The sequence below is a fragment of the Kitasatospora sp. NPDC002227 genome, from assembly GCF_040296285.1.
Lineage (GTDB): Bacteria > Actinomycetota > Actinomycetes > Streptomycetales > Streptomycetaceae > Kitasatospora.
The window spans coordinates 1-18,591 of the sequence record NZ_JBEOWY010000012.1; the positions used below are offsets into that span (position 1 = coordinate 1).

Consider the following 18,591-nt stretch of genomic DNA (forward strand, 5'->3'; position numbering starts at 1 on the left):
GGCCGAGGCGGCACCGGTCTCGGTGATGACCATGTTCAGCGGGGCCGAACGGCCACGGCGGTCGGCCTTGTGCCGCCGGGTACATCTCCCAGCACTACTCCCAGGAGCACAACGGCATCGACATCGCCGCCGCCTACGGCAGCCCCATCTACGCGGTCGGTGACGGCCAGGTGCTGGTCTCCGGCACCGCGCAGGGCTACGGCCAGTGGATCCGCATCCTGCACCCGGACGGGACCATCACCGAGTACGGCCACATGTACGAGCGGGACGTGGCCACCGGCGACCATGTGACGGCCGGTCAGCAGATCGCGCTGGTGGGCGCCGAGGGCGAGGCCGACGGGCCGCACCTGCACCTGCGGGTCTGGGCGGACTCGAACGCGACCGTCCGCACCGACCCGGAGCCCTACCTCGCGGAGCGCGGCCTCACCGTGCCCTGCACGCCGGGATCCCGCCCGCGCCCCGCACCGCCGGTGTACCCGGCGCAACCCGGCCGGGTGGTGTCCGCCCGGTCGGCGGACGGGCGCCTGGAGCTGTTCGCGGCCGGGGCGAACGGCGTCTCGCACGCCTGGCAGACCGCCGCCAACGGCGCCTGGTCCGAGTGGGAGACCCTCGGCGGGCCGGGCGGCGCCCGGCTCGCGATCGGCGCGGACGCCGACGGCCGGCTCGAGCTGTTCGCCCTCAACGGCAGCACCCTGCAGCACCGTTACCAGCTGCAGCCCTCCGGCGGCTGGTCGGGCTGGGAGACCTTCGGCGGCGGCGGGCACAGCCTGGCCGTCGGCGCCAACCAGGACGGGCGCCTCGAGCTCTTCGCCTCCGGCCCGGTCGGCCTCTTCCACCGCTACCAGAGCGCGCCCAACAGCGGCTGGTCCGACTGGGAGCCGGCCGGTGGCGGGCCCGCCGACAGCGAGGTCGGCCTGGGCAAGGCCCCGGACGGGCGGCTCGAGGTGTTCGCGCTCAACGGCTCGACCTTCCAGCACCAGTGGCAGACCGCCGTCAACGGCGGCTGGTCACCCTGGGAGACCTTCGGCGGCGGCGGACACGACCTCACCGTGGACCACAACCAGGACGGCCGCCTCGAGGTCTTCGCCTCCGGCCCCGCCGGCGTCTTCCACAAGTACCAGACCAACCCCACCAGTTGGTCCGACTGGGAGCGCGCCGGCGGGCCGGCCGACTCGCAGCTCAGCAGCCAGCCCACCGCCGACGGCCGGGTCGAGGTGTTTGCCATCAACGGCAGCACCGCGCAGCACAGTTGGCAGAGCGACCTGAACGCCCCGTACAGCCCTTGGGACACCTTCGGCGGCGCCGGCACCGAGATCGTCGCGGCGGCCGACGCCGACGGCCGGATCGAGGTCTTCGGCACCAGCAGCGCCGGGGTCTACCACAAGTGGCAGACCGGCTTCCAGACCTGGTCCGACTGGGCCTGGCTCAACACCACCGCCGGACCGGCCGTCAGTTGAGGAGCCAACAGATGAAACGCATCCGCCGCACCCTGCTCTCCGGTCTCGTCATGCTGGGCGTGACGGCCGGGTCGGCCATCGGTGCCACTCCCGTGTCGGCCGCCACCGGCATCGACCTGTGCGCCGAGGTCGGCTACGACGCGGGCTTCCGGGGTGACGCCCTGGTGACGGCGATCGCCGTCGGCATGGCGGAGTCCAGCTGCAACCCGCTGGCCTCCAACGTCCAGAACAACACCCCGCCGTCCACCGACCGCGGGCTGTGGGAGATCAACAGCTACTGGCACTCCGAGGTCAGCGACGCCTGCGCCTACGACGCGCGGTGCAACGCCGACGCGGCCTTCCGCATCTCCAACGGCGGCACCAACTGGCGCCCCTGGTCGACCTATGTCGAGGGCGCGCACCTGCGCTGGATGGACGCGGCGCGGGCCGCCGCGGACCGGCTGGGCCACCCCGGCCCGGGCCCGGCGCCGGTGGTGTACCCGGCGCAGTCCGGCCGGGTGGTCTCGGCCCGGTCGGCGGACGGGCGCCTGGAGGTGTTCGCGGCCGGGGCGAACGGCGTCTCGCACGCCTGGCAGACGGCGGTGAACGGTGCCTGGTCGGACTGGGAGTCGCTCGGCGGCCCGGGCGGCGCGGAGCTGGCGATCGGCGCGGACGCCGACGGCCGGCTGGAGATGTTCGCTCTCAACGGCAGTACGCTGCAGCACCGCTACCAGCTGCAGCCCTCCGGCGGCTGGTCGGGCTGGGAGACCTTCGGCGGCGGCGGGCACGACCTCGCGGTGGGCGCCAACCAGGACGGGCGCCTCGAGCTCTTCGCCTCCGGCCCGGTCGGCCTGTTCCACCGGTACCAGACCGCACCCAACGGCGGCTGGTCCGACTGGGAGCCGGCGGGCGGCGGCCCGGCGAACAGCGAGGTCGAGGTCGGCAAGGCGCCGGACGGCCGCCTGGAGGTCTTCGCGCTCAACGGCTCGACCTTCCAGCACCAGTGGCAGACCGCCGTCAACGGCGGCTGGTCACCCTGGGAGACCTTCGGCGGCGGCGGACACGACCTCACCGTGGACCACAACCAGGACGGCCGCCTCGAGGTCTTCGCCTCCGGCCCCGCCGGCGTCTTCCACAAGTACCAGACCAACCCGACCACTTGGTCCGACTGGGAGGCCACCGGCGGCCCCGCCGACTCCCAGCTGACCAGCTCGCCCTCGCCGGACGGCCGGGTGGAGGTGTTCGCCGTCAACGGCAGCACCGCGCAGCACCTCTGGCAGAACGACGTCAACGCGCCGTACGGCCAGTGGCAGACCTTCGGCGGCGCCGGGACGGAGATCACGGCGGCGGCCAACGCCGACGGCCGGATCGAGGTCTTCGGCACCAGCAACGCCGGGGTCTACCACCGGTGGCAGACCGGCTTCTCGACCTGGTCGGACTGGGCCTGGCTCAACTCCACCGCCGGGCCGGCCGTCAACTGACCTGGAGCGACAGCGATGCACCCCGTCAGCAGGCGCGGCCTGCTGCGGGCGGCCGGAGCGGGAGCCCTCGTGCTCCCGCTCGCGGGCCGTTCCGCCACCCCGGCCGCCGCGGGCACCCTCCCGGCCCACCAGTGGGTCACCACCGGCCCGTTCACCCGGGTCTACGACCCCTCCACCACCCGCCCCCGCTATCTCAACGACCACTCGCTGATCCGAGTCGGGGGCGGCTGGCACCTGTTCAGCATCGTCGGGGACAGCGCGCCGCCCGGGCAGGCCCCCGACAGTTCGGCCGAGGTCTCCCTCGCGCACGCCTCGGCTCCGGCCCTCACCGGGCCGTGGACCACCCACCCGGACGCGCTCACCGTCGACCCGTCCTACTTCGGCGAGGAGCACCTGTGGGCCCCGCACGTGGTCGAGGCCGACGGGCGGTACTGGATGTTCTACGCGGCGGGCGGGCGCGGCGGCGCCGCGATCAACGCAGCCACCTCCACCGACCTGTTCAACTGGACCAGACTGCCGTCCGGACCGCTGTTCCGGGGCAACGCCGCCCGTGATCCGATGGTGCTGCGGATCGGCACCGAGTGGGTCATGTACTACACCGAACTCTCCGCCGCCGACGGCCACCACCAGGTCTGCTACCGGCGCTCGGCCGACCTGCTGAACTGGAGCGCTCCCGGCACCGCCTTCACCGACCCGTCCACCGCCGCGGACGGCGTCTCGGTCACCGAGTCGCCCTTCGTGGTGGCGCAGGGCGGCTGCTACTACCTCTTCCTCGGGCCCCGGGGCGGCTACGAGGGCACCGACGTGCTCGCCTCGCCGGACCCGTTCCGCTTCACCCTGGACGGCTGGTCCGGCCACCTCCCCGGTCACGCCGTGGAGGTGGTCACCGACGGGCAGCAGTGGTGGGCGAGCGCCGCCGGCTGGTTCCGGCACGGTCTCTCCCTGGCCCCGCTGACCTGGCAGTCCACCCCGCCGCCCTGGCAGAGCCCGGACAACCCGGTCGCCGCGCTGGACGCGCAGGGCCGGCTGAACCTGTTCGCCCTGGACGCGGCCGACTGCTCGATGCTGCGCCGGGTGCAGCTCGATCCGGCGGGCGACGGGTGGTCGGAGTGGGAGGTGTTCGGCGGCCCGGCCGGCGCGGTTCCCGCGCTGGGCCGGAACGCGGACGGCCGCCTGGAGGTGTTCTCGCTCGCGCCCGGCGGCCTCGCGCTGGACCACCGGATCCAACGGGCGGACGGCAGTTGGGCAGACTGGGATCGGTTCGGCGGCCCGGCCGCGGCCTCTCCCGCCGTCGCCCTGGGCGCCGACGGCCGGTTGGAGGTCTTCGCGCCCGGCCCGGGCGGCGCCCTGATCGCCCACCGGCGCCAGACCTCCCCCGGCTCGGCCGGCTGGGACGACTGGGACGCGGGCTTCGGCGGCCCGGTGGGCGCACCACCGGCCGTGGCGGCCAACGCCGACGGGCGCCTCGAGGTGTTCGTACTCACCCCCGGCGGCGCGGGGCTGACGCACCGGTGGCAGACCTCGCCCGGCGGCGCCTGGTCCGGCTGGGAGCAGTTCGGCACCCCGGCCGGCGGCGCGCCCCGGGTCGCGCGGGACGGCACCGGGCGGCTGAACGTCACCGCGACCGCCCCGTCCGGGACGGCGGCCTTCCAGCGCCGCCAGTCCGTCCCCAGCGGGGGCTGGGACGCCTGGCAGCCGCTCCTCGGCTGGTCCGCCGCCGCGCCGCTGACCGTCGCCGGTGCCGACGGACGGCTGGAGGCGCTGAGCCTGGCCCCCGGCGGCGAACGGCTCGCCCACCGCTGGCAGCTGGCACCCGCCGGGGCCTGGGCGCCGGCCGGGGTGTCCGGCGAGGACTTCGGCGAGCCGGGCCTGGCACTCGCCGGACCGCCCTCCGCCGCGCTCGACCCCACCGGGCGGCTGCACGTCTTCGCGGTCGCCGCGGACGGGCGGCTGCGCACCCGGGTCCAGGACCGGCCCGGCGGCGGCTGGCGGCCGTGGGCCGCCTTCGGCGACCACGCGGTGGCGCCGCTGGTCTGACGGCCGCCCGGCCGGCGCACTGTCACGTGGTCTGCGCCACTCTCCGGTTTACTGTCATGCACAGAGAGGTACCGTTGCTCCGTGCCGTGACGGTCGGCACACGGAACGGGGGAACGGTGCGCGAGGCGGAGGAACGGTGAGCGGCATTCTCGTCCACCTGCCCGAGGGGGCCGGCGAGGAGGCGGTGAGCCTGCGGCTGGGGCCGGGCGAGCGGGCCCGGTTCGGCCGTGGCTCGGCCGACGCGCCCGTGGAGCTGCGGCTCGGCGACGAGGCCGTCTCCCGGCTGGCCGGGGAGATCCACGCCACCGACGACCACTGGCAGTTGAGCAACCTCAGCAGCACCCACGCCTACCTGGTGGAGAACCCGGAGGGGGCCGGTGAGTACCTGCGGGTGCCGCCGCGCCGGATCGGCGCGCCGATCCCGTTCGAGTTCTCCCGGGTGGTGCTGCCCTCCCGGCGCCAGACGCCGCTCTCCTTCCAGGTCTTCGCCCCCGACCACGTCTACCTCGACGCGCACGCCCGTGGCGCCGGCTCCTGGGAGAGCCGTACCATGACGGCGTACTCGCTGGACGAGACCGCCACCTACTTCCTGGTCCTGGTCGCGCTCTGCGAGCCCTGGCTGCGCGACCACTCCCCCGCCGCCGTGCCCACCACACCGCAGGTGGTCGCCCGGCTGCGCCACCACCCCGGCTGCGCCCGGCTCACCGCCCGCGCCGTCAGCTCGCACCTCGACTACCTCGCCGACGAGAAGCTCCGGATCGACCTGCCCGAGGGCCCGGAGCGACGCGGCGGCAAGCGCGAGGCCGTGGTGGGGGTGGCCCTGAAGTTCGGCATCGTCCGGGAGGAGCACCTCGCGCTGCTCCCGGGCCCGGACCTCCGGTGAAGGCCAGAGTGGCCTTCCGGGAGGACGGGGAGGTGCTGCTGCCGCCCGGCCACCGGGCCGGTGCCTGGACCGTCACCGAGCTGATCGGCGAAGGCGGTTGGGCCACCGTCTACGCGGCCCGCCCCTCGGACGGCCCGGGCGAGGCGGTCGCCCTCAAGGTGCTGCCGACCGCCGGGCTCGCCCCCCGCCAGGCCCGCCAGGTCGCCGAAGCTGCCCGCCGCGAGGCCGAGTTGGGGCGCACCGCCCCGCACCCCCGGCTGGTCCGGCTGCTCGACACCTTCACCCTGGCCGCACCGGAGCACCCCGCGCTGGACGGCGCGATCGTCCTGGTGATGGAACGCGCCCGGTGCACCCTGCGGGACTTGCTCGCGGCCGGCCCCCTCGGCCCCGCCGAGGCGGCCGGGATCGTCGCCGGGATCTGCGAGGGCCTGGCCCACCTGCACGGCTCCGGCTGGGTGCACACCGACCTCAAGCCCGAGAACGTGCTGATCGGCCAGGACGGCGAAGTCCGCCTCGCCGACTTCGGCCTCGCCATCGAGCTCAGCGGCACCCACGGCCTCTGCGCCCCGATGGGCACCCCCGACTACCTCCCGCCCGAGCGCCGGCGGGAGCCGATCGGCCTGCAGGGCGTCAAGGTCCGCACCACGGCCGACATCTGGGCACTCGGCATCGTGATCCACGAGATCTTCGCCGCCGGAGTGCCGCCCTTCCCCGGCGCGACGCCCGCGGCCCGCAGCGCCGCCGCCCAGCAGTACGCCGAGGGCCGGGCCGAGCTGCGGCTCGACCCGGCCGTACCGCCGTTCTGGCGCGCCCTGGTCACCGACTGCCTCGCCCCCGCCCACGCCGACCGCGCCCCGCACACCGCCGAGCGCCTGCTCGCCCGGATCCGCGCCCACCGGGCCGGCCGGCGCCTTCGCCGCCCCCGCCCGCGGACCGCGCTGCTCGCCCTGGCCGCCTGCGCCGCCGTCGTCGGCACCGCGGCCCTCTGGCTCGACCACGAACCGGCCGAACACCCGGCCACGATCCGGGTCTTCAACGCCGAACGCGGCTGCCAGGACCGCACCGACCGCGACCCGCAGTGCAGCCTCGGCCTCGCGGTCGACCCGCTGCGCCCGTACACGGCCGACAACGTCGTCCCCACCCGGGTGTGGAACGGCGACGCCCTCGACGCCGACTGCGAGCTCCCCGCCGGCCTGCCGGTCATCGACGAGGAGGACCTCACCTCCACCCTCTGGTACCGCGTCCGCCTCCCCGGCCCCACCACCGCCTGGCTCCCCGCCGTCCGCACCAAGGACCGCCCGGCCCTCCGCCGCTGTCCGTGACCGCCGGGTCCGACCAGGGGCTGGTTCTTGAATGAACACTCAGTTATGCTCCTCCCATGCCACGACCACGGGAGTTCGAGCCGGAGCAGGTCCTGGACGCTGCCATGCGGCGCTTCTGGGAGCGCGGCTACCGGGCCACGTCCATCGAGGACTTGGTCAAGGCCACCGGCGTCAAGCCGGGGAGCATCTACAGCGCCTTCCCCGGTGGGAAGCGCGCCCTGTTCCTCAAGTCGCTGGAGCGCTACGCCAAGCTCGTCGTGCCGCAGAAGCTCGGCGAGCTGGACACCCCCGGCGCCTCGGTGGCGCAGGTCCGCGGCTACTTCGACGGGCTGGTCCGTGACCTGCTGAGCCCGGAGGGGCGGCAGGGCTGCCTGCTGGTCAACACCGCGATCGAGAACGCCGCCGAGGACGACGAGGCCGCCGCCGTGGTGCGCGGCCACCTGGCCCGGCTCGAGCACTGCATGACCCGCGCCCTGACCACCGCCGAACGGCGCGGCGAGGTGCGGGCCGGACTCGATCCGGCCGGTACCGCGCGACTGCTGGTCGCCACCTGCCAGGGCCTGATGGTCGTGGGCAAGGCCAACCCGGACGGCACCGTGCTGCGGGCGATCGTGGACAACGCCTTTGCCGGCCTGGCCTGAACACCCCGTCGAAGGGCCGTCGCACCACGCGGCGGCCGTTTTTTCGGCCTCATAGTTGAATGAACGCTCAAGAATGGAGACAGCCCCATGCGCGCCATCGTCATCTCCTCCTACGGCGGCCCCGAGGTCCTCACCCACACCGAACTGCCCGACCCGCGCCCGGGCGAGGGCGAAGTACTGGTCCGGGTCCGCGCGTTCGGCCTCAACCACGCCGAGACGTACATGCGCGGCGGCGCCTGGGGCGAGGTTGCCCCGGTCACCGGCATCGAGTGCGCCGGCACGGTCGAGCACGACCCCAGCGGGCGGCTCGCGGCGGGCACCCCCGTGCTCGCCCTGCTCGGCGGCATGGGCCGTACCCGCAACGGCAGTTACGCCGAGCTGGTCACCGTCCCGGCGAGCAACGTGGTGCCGGTGAGCACCTCGCTCGACTGGGCGGAGCTGGCCGCCGTCCCCGAGGTGTACGCCACCGCCTGGAGCGCCCTGCACGGCAACCTCGCCCTGCGGCCGGGCGAGACCGTACTGGTCCGCGGCGCCACCTCCTCGCTCGGCCAGGCCGCCGTCGACCTCGCACACGACCACGGTGCGAGCGTGGTCGCCACCACCCGCGACGCCCGGAACGCCGAGCTGCTCCACTCGCTCGGCGCCTCCCATGTCCTGGTCGACGACGGGCAGTTGGCCGCCCAGGTCCGGCACGAGGGGATCGCGGTGGATGCCCTCCTCGACATCGTGGGCAACAGCGCGCTGCGCGACTCACTGGCCACCGTCCGCCCGCGCGGCCGGGTCTGCCAGCTCGGCTTCCTCGGCGGCCTCGCCCCCGTCCCGGACTTCGCGCCGCTCACCGATCTGCCGACAGGTGTCCAACTGAGCTTCTTCGGCAGCGCGTTCGTCCTCGGCACGCCCGAATTCCCGCTCTCCGACGTCCCGTTCGACACCATCCTGGCCAAGGTCGCGGACGGCACCCTCCGGGCCCGGCCTGTCCGGGTGTTCGGCTTCGAGGAGATCGTCGAGGCACACCGGCTGATGGAGTCCGGCACCGCCCTGGGCAAGCTGGTCGTCACCCTCGACCGGTAGCCGGCGGGGGGCGCCGCCGGGCCTTCGCGCGCCTCACTTCACCGATCCCGCCGTCAGCCCCGACACCACGTGGCGTTCGATCAGGGCGAAGAGGATCACGACGGGGATGATGGCGACGATCGAGGCGGCGAAGACGTAGTTCCACTGGACGCTGTAGGCGCCGATCATGTTGTTGATGCCCACCGTCAACGGCTGCCGGTCGGGCGAGTTGGTCAGGGTCAGGCCCATGATGAACTCGTTCCAGGCCGAGATGAAGGTGAAGATCACCGCGGTGACCACACCGGGCAGCGCGAGCGGCAGGGTGACCCGGAACAGCGCGCCGATCCGGCTGTTGCCGTCGATCATCGCGGCCTCCTCCAGCTCCACCGGGATCGAGCCGATGTAGGCGCTGAGGATCCAGATCGCGAAGGCCAGGTTGAAGGCCGCGTTCGCGAGGACCAGCACCAGCTGGGTGTCCAGCAGGTCGAGCGCGTAGAACTCGCGGTAGAGACCGACCTGCAGTGCGGTGGGCTGGAACATCTGGGTGATCAGCACCAGCAGCAGGAACGCCTTGCGCCCGCGGAACCTGACCCGAGCGGTGTAGTACGCGGCGGGCAGCGCCACCAACAGCACCAGCAGCGTCGACCCGCCGGCCACCAGCAGCGTGACCTGGAGGTTCTGCCCGAGGGTGGTGTCGGTCCACACCTTGGTGAAGGCGGACCAGTCGAAGTGCGTCGGCAGGTAGGAGTTGTCGCGCAGCTGGTCGGCCGGGCGGCCGCCGGTGACCAGCATCTCCAGGTACGGAAGGAGGAAGAGCGCGGCCAGCGCCCAGGCGGTGACCGCCAGCACGGCCGTCCGGCCGGTTCGTCGAGCACTCATCAGTTCTCCTCCCCGTTCCAGCGGCTGACCTTGAGGAAGACGATCACCATCAGGATCACCACGCCGAAGTTGACCACCGACATCGCGGCGGACTCGGCGACGTCGTAGCCGCGCAGCATGTACATGAACACGGTGGTGGTGGCGGTGTCCGCGTTCGGCCCGCCCTGGGTCATGCCCCAGATCACCGGGAAGGAGTTGAAGACGTTGATCAGGTTGATCACCAGCCCGACCAGGAAGGCCGGGCGCAGCAGCGGCAGGGTGACCTTGCGGTAGGTCTGCCAGGGCGTGGCGCCGTCGACCCTGGCCGCCTCGTACACCTCGGCGGGGACGGTCTGCAGGCCGGCCAGCAGGGTGTAGGTGGTGAAGGGCAGGGAGACGAAGACGGCGACCGCGACCAGCCAGGGCCTGGCGTGGGCGGCGTCGCCGAGCCAGGCCCTGGAGTGGTCGATCAGGCCGAGGTCGAGCAGCAGCCGGTTGAGCACACCGGCGACCTGGTCGAGCATCCAGCGGAAGCCGATCGCCGTCATCAGCACGCTGGCCGCCCAGGGGGCGATCAGCGCCCAGCGGGTGATCCGGCGGCCGGGGAACTGCTGGTTGAACAGTTGGGCCAGCGCGAGCGAGATCAGCATGGTCAGGCCGACCACGGCAACCGTCCACACCGCCGTCCAGCCGAGCACGGCCGGCAGCCTGGGGTCACCGAACAGCTTGTGGTACTTCAGCAGGCCGGCCGGGCCGTGGTCGGTGCCGGTGGTGTCGATCCGGCGCAGCGAGGTGCTGACCATCTCGACCACCGGCCACACGACCACTCCCAGGATCAGCAGGACGGCCGGAGCCAGCCAGGGCAACGGCCCGAGCCGCTGGAACAGCGAACGGCGGCGGACGGGTGGTTCGGGGGCGGCCGTCCGCCGGGCGGCGCGGCCCGGCGGTACGGCGGTCGTGGTGCTGTGGGACACGGGATCTGCTTCCGACGTAGTGCGGTGGTACGGAGGCCGGCCGACGGCAGGGGTCGGGGCGCCGGCCGGCCTCCAGCTGGGGGTCCGGCTTACTGCCCGGCCTGCTGGGCGGCCTGCTGGAGGGCGTCCAGGGCCTTCTTCGGGTCGCTGACGGCGCTGCCGATCTGGGTCTTGATCTGGGCGGAGACGCCCGGCCAGGTCGGGTCGCTGAGCGGGTAGAAGCTCGCGGTGGGCAGGATCTTCAGGAACGGCACCAGTGCCTTCTCCTCCGGGTCGGCCTGGAGGGCGGCGGCGGCGGACTGGGTGACCGGGAGGAGGTTGTACTCCTTCTCGAACTTCACCGTGTTGTCCTTGCCGTAGGCGAAGTCGAGGAAGGCCTTGATCTGGTCCTTGTGGCCGCCCTTCTTGAAGGCCATCACCCAGTCGCCGACCCCGAGGGTGGCGTTGGTGGCACCGTCCTTGCTCGGCATCGCGGCCCAGGTGACGTCCATGCCCTTCAGGTCGGCGAGCTGGCCCGGGAAGCCGTTCTCCATGCCGACCTTGCCGGAGGCGAAGTCCTTCTGCAGGTCGGTGCGGTTGACGGCGGCCGGGCTCTGCTCGGTCAGCCCGGCGTCGACCCAGGTCTTGAGCTGGGTGAAGGTGTCGATGTTGGCCTGCGAGTTGACGGTGTAGTGGCCCGAGGCGTCCTGGTACCCGCCGTGGTTCTCCAGCATCCAGATGAACGACTCGCCCTGCGCCTCCTCCTTGCCGAGCGGCACCCCGAGCGGCACCTCGACCCCGGCCTTCTTCAGCGCGGTCGCGGCGGCGGTGATGTCGTCCCAGGTCTTGAGCGGCTTGGCGGGGTCCAGCCCGGCCTTGCGGAAGAGGGCGTTGTTGACCAGGAACATCCGGGCGCTGGAGACGAACGGGATGCCGTACTGGGTGCCCTCCTGCTCGCCCGCCCGGGACATCGCGGGGATGAAGTCCTGCTGGGTGGCGCCGGAGAGCACGTCGGTGGCGGGGTAGAGCAGGCCGTTCTTGGCGAAGTCGGCGTAGCCGCCGGTCTGCAGGATGTCCGGCTGGTTGCCGTTCTGCACCATGGTCTTGACCTGGGTGTCCAGGTCGTTCCAGTTGATGACCTGGAGGTCGACCTTGATCTTCGGGTGTTGCTGCTCGAACGCCGAGATCACACCCTGCCAGTACGCCTGGGTCGGGTTCTGGCCGTTGGATCCGTAGTCCGCCGCGACGAACCGGATCGTCGTGGTGCCGTCGGCCGAGGAGCCGGAGCCGCCGCCGGAGCTGCAGGCCGAGAGCGCGAGCGCGGCGGTCAGACCGGCGGCCGGGAGGACGAGGGAGCGACGATTCATCGCGGGTACCGCCTTTGCACGAAGCAGCGAGGGGAGGTGTACGCACCGGAATGCGTGAAGTTGAGCGAAGCGACGCAGTTTCGATCAGCTATGAGCGTCGATGCCGAGAGTCTGCCGCGCCTTCGCGCCACTAGCCAGTAGGCGTTACCAAAGTGTTGCCCTGATCAGCCGATTGAGCCCGACGCCTTGACGCGGGGGACCGGAGCCCGGAAGCTGTGCGCCATGCATGAGTGAAATTGCACGATCAACCCCAGATTAGTGCAGCTTCACTCAGTACCGAGAGGATCCCCCACCGTGACCAAGCGCACCCTCCCCCGGGCCGTACCCGCGCTGCTGTGTACGGCGCTGCTCACCACCGGCTCCGCCCTCGTGGCCGCCCCGGCCGGCGCGAACGACGGCGTGAGCCGCCCGGCCGCCAACTACTCCACGGCTGCCACCCCGCAGGGGCCGATCGCCGCGGCTCCCCCCATGGGCTTCAACAACTGGAGCCGGGCCCAGTGCACCCCGCAGGCCCCGCTCGACGGCTCGCCGCGGATCAACTACTCGTTCCAGCAGTACATGGAGGACAACGCCAAGGCGCTGGCCGACACCGGCCTGATCGCCGCGGGGTACAAGACCGTGACGGTCGACGACTGCTGGATGTACCGCAACAGCTCGGGCTATCTGCACGGCGCGCTCAACTGGGGCGGCCTGACCGACGTGCGCGACACCACCAAGCAGCCCGGCTTCGACTACGAGCTCTCCGGCTACGGCGCCTACCTGCACAGCCTCGGCGCGAACTTCGGCATCTACGAGACCTCCGGCACCCACACCTGCTCCACCACCACACCGACCTCGCCCAACCAGGCCAACGGCAGCGAGTACCACGAGCAGGCGGACGCCAACTCCTTCGTCTCCTGGGGAGTCGACGAGCTCAAGTACGACAACTGCGGCCAGCAGGAGCCGGCCCAGACCCTCGAGAGCCGGATGGCGGGCGACCTCGCCACCGCCGTCACCAACGCGAACAACGGCGGAACGCCCACGCCGAACGTCATGTTCAACATCTCCGCACCGGCCGGCTACGGCAACGGCGCCACCAAGTTCTCCGCGATGGAGTGGGTCCGCCCGCTCGGCCAGCTCTGGCGGGTCGGCCCGGACATCTTCAACGACTACGACAACGGCGCCACCGACCCGTGGAACCAGCCGCTGGGCGTCCAGTCGGGCTACAACTTCGGCGCCTACCAGAGCGTCGACAACACGCTGGAGCTCAGCCGCTACCAGGGCCCCGGCACCTGGAACGACGCCGACATGCTGCTCATCGGCGACAACGGCATGACCACCGCCGAGGAGCGCAGCCAGATGTCGCTGTTCTCCGCGATGGCCGCCCCGCTGGTCATCTCCACCGACGCCCGCAAGTTCGAGCCCGCCTACCTCGCCGCCCACCCGTCCGAGGCGGCGCACCTGCAGAACTCCATTGCCATCCTGGGCAATTCCGAGGTCATCGCGGTCGACCAGGACTCGCTGGGCGCCGGCGGCTACCGGGTCTCGGGCGGCGGCGCCAACGCCGACGGCACCCCGGCGGCGAGCAGCGGCATCGACGTCGTGGTCAAGCCGCTCGCCGACGGCGGGAAGGCCGTCGTGGTGACCAACAAGGGTGCCTCGACCGCGAGTTACAACCTCAGCCTGAGCGCCCTCGGCTTCAACGGCTCGGGCTCCTACACCGTCCGCGACCTGTGGGCGCACGCCACGTCCGCCTCGACCGGCACGGTGGCGCTCACCATCGGCTCGCACGACAGCGCGATGCTGCGGATCACCCCGCCGAGCGGCGCCACCTCCACCCCGCGCGGCCAGCTCACCGTCTCCCGCAACACCTGGTCCAAGGCCTCGCTCTGCCTGGACAACTACCAGTCGCGCACCAGCAGCACCGCCGTCGACGTGTACAACTGCACCGGCGGCTCCAACCAGCAGTGGCAGCTGAACGCCGACGGCTCGGTCCAGCTGCTGCAGACCGGCACCTCCGGCCTCTGCCTGACCGCGCAGAGCGGCACCGGCGCCGGCGTGATCAACGGCCAGCAGGGCCGCTGGGTGGGCGTCGCCGCCTGCGGCTCCGCCCCCGGCCTGCAGAGCTGGACCTACAACCGGGACGGCAACCTGAAGCTCGCCGGCACCGGCCTCTGCCTGGACGTCTACAGCGGTACCACCACCACGCCCGGCACCCCGGTCGACCTGTACAGCTGCGGCGCGGCACCCGACGCGATCCAGACCAACCAGACCTGGGCCGCCCCCTTCAACGCCCCGCCCGGCGCCTGACCCCTACCGCTGCGGGGGTGCGGGCCGCCGGGCCCGCACCCCCGCTTCCGTACGTCACGGCCTCGGCCGGTCGGCGGCATGCTCCAGCGCCACGAGCAGGACATCCCGGAGCCGGGCGATGTCTCCGGCCATGTCCACCGAGGGGTCGAGCAGCCACTGCTGCTGGAGCCCGTCGGTGGCGGCGATCAGGATCCGGGCGGCCCACTCGGGATCCGCACCGATCGTGGTCTCGGGCTGGTCCGCCGGACGGCCGGCGGCGAACTGCTCGGCCCAACGCCGCCGCAGGACGTCGTAGCGCTCGGTGAAGTACGCGTGTCCGGGGTGCCCGGGCTCGGCGGCGGCCGCCGCCAGGTCCACGAAGAGCTTGACCAGCCCCGGCGTCCGGGCGTTCTCGGCGAGCATGTCGGGGCGCCAGAGCGCCTCTCCCTCGCCGTACTTCTCGGCAGCGGCCGTGTCCCGGGCCTCCAGGACGGCGGTCAGCAGCGCCTCCCGGCCGCCGAAGTGGTGCAGCACGCCCGCGTCGGTCAGGCCGACCCGCTCGGCGATGTCCCGCACCGACACCCCCCGGCTGCCCGCCTCCGCGTACGCCGCCAGCGCGGCCTCGAGGATCAGCTGCCGCTTGGCCGCGCTCTTCGCGTAGGGGCCCCGAGGGCCACGAGTAGTCACCGGAGCAATCTAGCCCGCCCGGCCCTTCCATCAAAACCTTGCCTCTCAAGGTTTTGGCATTTACCGTGGCAGGACCGAGCGCGCCCACAGCCGCCGGTCCCCATCGGCAGCGCAGTGAAGGAGCCTGGCGATGCCCGTACTCTCCCTCTCACCCGAGGTCGCCGCGCCCCCGCGGCCCGCCCGCCTCGGCCGGCTCGGCATCCTGCTGCTCCTGGCACACTTCGGCTGGCTGCTGCCCACCGCCGCCGGAGCGACCCTGATCCAGGCCCTCCTCGCCCGCACCGACCCCGCGGCGAAGCTGGCGCACTACGCCACCCTGTGCACCGTCGGAGCGGTGGCCGCGGCCCTGGCCAACCTCGCCTTCGGCGTGCTCTCCGACCGCACCCGCTCCCGCTTCGGGCGCCGCAACCCGTGGATCCTCGCCGGTGGCCTGACCGCCTCGGCCGCGCTGAGCGCGACTTCGCTCGTGCACGGTTTCACCGCGCTGGCAGCCCTCTGGCTGGTCTTCCAGATCGCCCTGAACGCCCTCCTCGGCCCGCTGCTCGCCGTCCTGCCGGACCGGGTGGACCCCGCCGAGCTCGGCCAGGCCTCCAGTTACGTCGGTGTCGGCCAGCTCCTCGCGCAGAGCCTGGGCGGCGTGGTCGCCGGGTGGTTCCTGGCCGTTCCCGAGGCGGGGCTGCGCTGGGTGCCCTGGCTGATCGCCGCCGGTGCCGTCGCCTTCTTCCTCCTCGCCCCGGACCGCTCCGGGCGTGGCGAGCCGCGCGAGCCGTTCTCCCCCGCCCTGCTGCTGCGCGCCCTGCGGCCGCCGCGCGACGCCGACTTCGCCTGGGCGCTGGCCGGCCGGTTCCTCGCCGTGCTGAGCCTGTCGATCGTCCTGCTGTACCAGCTCTACACCCTCACCGACTACCTCCGGCTCTCCCCCGCCGCCACCGCCGGGGCCCTGGCCACCAGCGGCGTGGTCCTCGCCGTCTGCTCCGGCACGGCCGTCGCGGTCGCCGGGCCGCTGTCCGACCGGTGGCGCCGGCGCAAGGTGTTCGTGACGGCCGCCGCGCTGCTCATGGGCCTGGCCGTACTGCCGCTCGCCGTGACCCCCTCCCTGGGCGCGTTCTACGCGGTGATGGCCTTCGGCGGCCTCGGCTACGGCGCCTACCTCGCCGTCGACCAGGCGCTGATGGCGGAGGTCCTGCCCGACCAGGAGCACCGCGCCAAGGACCTCGGCATCCTCAACATCGCCAACACCGCACCCCAGATCGCCGGGCCGGCCATCGCCCTGGCCGCCGTACCGGCGCTCGGCTTCCACGCCCTGTTCCTGCTCGCCGCCACCGCCGCGGTCGCCGGAGCGGCCTGCATCCTCCCCATCCGCCGCGTCCGCTGACCCGTACCACCCCTGGAAGGCCCCGCCATGCTCGCCTGCGCCGAAGGCACCCCGCTCCCGGACGGATTCCTGTTCGGAGCCTCCACCTCCGCCCACCAGACCGAGGGCGGCAACACCAACAGCGACTGGTGGCAGCTGGAGCACCGCACCGGCACCCCGCTGGCCGAGCCCAGCGGCGACGCCGCCGACAGCTACCACCGCTGGCCCGTCGACATGGACCTGCTCGCCGAACTCGGCTTCACCGACTACCGGTTCAGCATCGAGTGGGCCCGGATCGAGCCCGAGCCCGGCCGCTTCTCGCGCGCCGCGACCGACCACTACCGCCGCATGGTCGACGGCGCCCTCGAGCGCGGGCTGCGCCCCATGGTCACCCTGCACCACTTCACCCTGCCGCGCTGGTTCGCCGAACGCGGCGGCTGGACGGCCCCCGACGCCGTCGGCCTGTTCGCCCGCTACGCCGAAGCCGTGGAGCCCGTCCTGCGCGAGGGCGTCCGGCACGTGTGCACCATCAACGAGCCCAACCTGCTCGCCACCCTCACCGCCGACGCCGCCCCCGCTCCCGGACTCCCGCTGCCCGACCCGGAGTTGACCGCCACGCTGATCGCGGCCCACCGGGCCGCCACCGCCGCGGTCAAGGCGGCCGCACCGGCCCTGCGCACCGGCTGGTCCGTGGCCAACCAGGTGTACCAGGCCGTGCCCGGCGCCGAGGAGGTCGCGGCCGCCTACCGGCGCCCCCGCGAGGACGTCTTCCTGGAGGCGGCCCGCGCGGACGACTGGATCGGCGTGCAGGCCTACACCCGGACCAGGATCGGCCGCCACGGCCCGCTCCCCGTCCCGAAGGGCGCCGAACTCACCCTCACCGGCTGGGAGTTCTACCCGGCCGCGCTCGGCGAGGCGATCCGTCACACCGCCTCGGTGGTCGGCGACGTGCCCGTGATCGTCACCGAGAACGGCATCGCCACCCACGACGACGGCCGCCGGGTCAGCTACACCCGCGGCGCCCTCGAGGAGCTCGCCCGGGCCCTCGCGGACGGCATCGACGTCCGGGGGTACTTCCACTGGAGCGCGCTCGACAACTACGAGTGGGGCTCCTTCCGGCCGACCTTCGGCCTGATCGCCGTCGACCCGCGGACCTTCCTGCGCGCCCCCAAACCGTCCGCCCACTGGCTCGGCCGGATCGCCCGCAACCGCGTCCTCCCGCTGTAGCCCGGCCGACACGCCGCCCCACCTGCCGAGGCCGTCCCCGGCCCCGCCCGATGATCGATCCGTCCGGAGAGGAGACCCCGTGTCCCAGCAGCCGTCCGTCTCACCGCAGGCCCCCCTCCTGCCGCCCGTCCTCCTGCCCCCGACCGAGCCGGTGACGGCCCCCGACGGGACCACGCACCACGACGGCATCACCTACGCCAGCACGCCCGGCTACCGCCCCCGCCTCCTCGACCTCCACCGGCCGGCGACCGACCAGGCCGTGCCCGTCGTGGTCTGGATCCACGGCGGCGGCTGGGCCGACGGCGACCGCCGGTACCCGCCGCCCACCGTCTCGCCCGAGCTCCTGTTCGGTTCGGTGCTGAGCGCCGGTCTCGCCGTCGCCACCATCGACTACCGGCACAGCCTCGAGGCCGCCTTCCCGGCCCAGCTCCACGACGTCCGCGCGGCGATCCGCTACCTGCGCCACTTCGCCGCCGAGCTCGGCCTCGACCCCGCTCGCCTCGCCCTCTGGGGGGAGTCCGCCGGGGCTCATCTCGCCCTGCTCGCCGCACTCGCACCCGCCACCGGTCCGGGCGGCACGGACCTCGAAGGCGACCAGGGCGTCACCGGGCCCTCCAGCGGTGACATCACCGCCGTCGTCGACTGGTACGGCCCCACCGAGCTCGTCTCCGGCGCTGCGGCCTTCCCCGCCGCCCTGACCGAGTCGCCCCTCGGCAATCCGGCCCTCACCCTGGTCGGCGGCGGGCCCGACACCCAGCCCGGACTCCTGCGCACCGCCAGCCCGGTGACCTACGCCGACGAGCCCGCACCGCCCCTCCTGATCATCCACGGCACGGCGGACCAGATCGTCCCCTACTCCCAGAGCACGCTCCTCGCCGACCGCCTCGCCCCGCACAGCAGCGTCGAGCTGATCCCCGTCCCGGGCGCCGACCACATCTTCGTCGACGCCGTGGACGTCAAGGGCCTGGTCGCGCGCAGCGTCGGCTTCCTCGCCCACCACCTGACCGGCCCCCGGGGCTGAGGCCGG

Annotated in this window: 15 protein-coding genes; 11 read left to right on the forward strand and 4 right to left on the reverse strand. The window is 73.2% G+C overall.

From position 1 onward, the window contains the following. Positions 1–83: 83 nt before the first annotated feature. The 7 genes from ABT095_RS13290 (at position 84) to ABT095_RS13320 (ending at position 8,871) form a co-directional block, all read left to right on the forward strand. Positions 84–1,457 (forward strand): DUF8189 domain-containing protein, encoded by a 1,374-nt coding sequence (locus ABT095_RS13290; RefSeq protein WP_350529647.1) that lies wholly within the window; start codon positions 84–86, stop codon positions 1,455–1,457. Positions 1,458–1,468: 11 nt separating this feature from the next. Next, positions 1,469–2,917, forward strand: a complete 1,449-nt coding sequence (locus ABT095_RS13295) for a DUF8189 domain-containing protein (protein ID WP_350529477.1) — start codon at positions 1,469–1,471, stop codon at positions 2,915–2,917. 15 nt (positions 2,918–2,932) lie between these two features. Next, positions 2,933–4,954 carry a DUF8189 domain-containing protein gene (locus ABT095_RS13300; RefSeq protein ID WP_350529478.1) on the forward strand — a complete coding sequence of 674 codons (2,022 nt, stop codon included), beginning with the start codon at positions 2,933–2,935 and terminating at the stop codon, positions 4,952–4,954. Positions 4,955–5,090: 136 nt separating this feature from the next. Continuing rightward, positions 5,091–5,837, forward strand: a complete 747-nt coding sequence (locus tag ABT095_RS13305) for an FHA domain-containing protein (protein WP_350529479.1) — start codon at positions 5,091–5,093, stop codon at positions 5,835–5,837. After that, the gene (locus ABT095_RS13310; RefSeq protein ID WP_350529480.1) at positions 5,834–7,159 is read left to right on the forward strand and encodes a serine/threonine-protein kinase; all 1,326 of its coding nucleotides are present in this window, start codon (positions 5,834–5,836) and stop codon (positions 7,157–7,159) included. The genes ABT095_RS13305 and ABT095_RS13310 overlap by 4 nt, the downstream gene beginning before the upstream one ends. Before the next feature lie 56 nt (positions 7,160–7,215). Next, positions 7,216–7,800 carry a TetR/AcrR family transcriptional regulator gene (locus tag ABT095_RS13315; protein WP_350529481.1) on the forward strand — a complete coding sequence of 195 codons (585 nt, stop codon included), beginning with the start codon at positions 7,216–7,218 and terminating at the stop codon, positions 7,798–7,800. An 87-nt stretch (positions 7,801–7,887) separates the two neighbouring features. Further along, positions 7,888–8,871 carry a zinc-binding dehydrogenase gene (locus tag ABT095_RS13320; RefSeq protein ID WP_350529482.1) on the forward strand — a complete coding sequence of 328 codons (984 nt, stop codon included), beginning with the start codon at positions 7,888–7,890 and terminating at the stop codon, positions 8,869–8,871. 33 nt (positions 8,872–8,904) lie between these two features. On the opposite strand, the gene ABT095_RS13325 is transcribed toward ABT095_RS13320, so the two are convergent. From ABT095_RS13325 to ABT095_RS13335, 3 genes are all read right to left on the reverse strand, one after another. Then, the gene (locus ABT095_RS13325; RefSeq protein ID WP_350529483.1) at positions 8,905–9,729 is read right to left on the reverse strand and encodes a carbohydrate ABC transporter permease; all 825 of its coding nucleotides are present in this window, start codon (positions 9,727–9,729) and stop codon (positions 8,905–8,907) included. After that, complete coding sequence (locus ABT095_RS13330; RefSeq protein ID WP_502884866.1) at positions 9,729–10,682, reverse strand: carbohydrate ABC transporter permease; 954 nt, start codon at positions 10,680–10,682, stop codon at positions 9,729–9,731. Before ABT095_RS13330 ends, ABT095_RS13325 begins: the two co-directional genes overlap by 1 nt. A gap of 89 nt (positions 10,683–10,771) precedes the next feature. Further along, positions 10,772–12,028 carry an extracellular solute-binding protein gene (locus ABT095_RS13335; RefSeq protein ID WP_350529484.1) on the reverse strand — a complete coding sequence of 419 codons (1,257 nt, stop codon included), beginning with the start codon at positions 12,026–12,028 and terminating at the stop codon, positions 10,772–10,774. Between the two features lie 294 nt (positions 12,029–12,322). Between ABT095_RS13335 and ABT095_RS13340 the strand changes: the two genes are divergently transcribed. Continuing rightward, positions 12,323–14,317: a ricin-type beta-trefoil lectin domain protein gene (locus tag ABT095_RS13340; protein WP_350529485.1), complete on the forward strand. Its 1,995-nt coding sequence runs from the start codon at positions 12,323–12,325 to the stop codon at positions 14,315–14,317. Positions 14,318–14,371: 54 nt separating this feature from the next. On the opposite strand, the gene ABT095_RS13345 is transcribed toward ABT095_RS13340, so the two are convergent. After that, on the reverse strand, positions 14,372–14,983 hold the full coding sequence (locus tag ABT095_RS13345; RefSeq protein WP_350529486.1) for a TetR/AcrR family transcriptional regulator: 612 nt from the start codon (positions 14,981–14,983) through the stop codon (positions 14,372–14,374). 130 nt (positions 14,984–15,113) lie between these two features. On the opposite strand from ABT095_RS13345, the gene ABT095_RS13350 reads away from it, so the two are divergent. From ABT095_RS13350 to ABT095_RS13360, 3 genes are all read left to right on the forward strand, one after another. Then, the gene (locus ABT095_RS13350) at positions 15,114–16,358 is read left to right on the forward strand and encodes an MFS transporter (protein WP_350529487.1); all 1,245 of its coding nucleotides are present in this window, start codon (positions 15,114–15,116) and stop codon (positions 16,356–16,358) included. Between the two features lie 27 nt (positions 16,359–16,385). Beyond that, complete coding sequence (locus ABT095_RS13355; protein WP_350529488.1) at positions 16,386–17,564, forward strand: glycoside hydrolase family 1 protein; 1,179 nt, start codon at positions 16,386–16,388, stop codon at positions 17,562–17,564. A 79-nt stretch (positions 17,565–17,643) separates the two neighbouring features. Then, positions 17,644–18,585: an alpha/beta hydrolase fold domain-containing protein gene (locus tag ABT095_RS13360; protein WP_350529489.1), complete on the forward strand. Its 942-nt coding sequence runs from the start codon at positions 17,644–17,646 to the stop codon at positions 18,583–18,585. Positions 18,586–18,591: the final 6 nt, after the last annotated feature.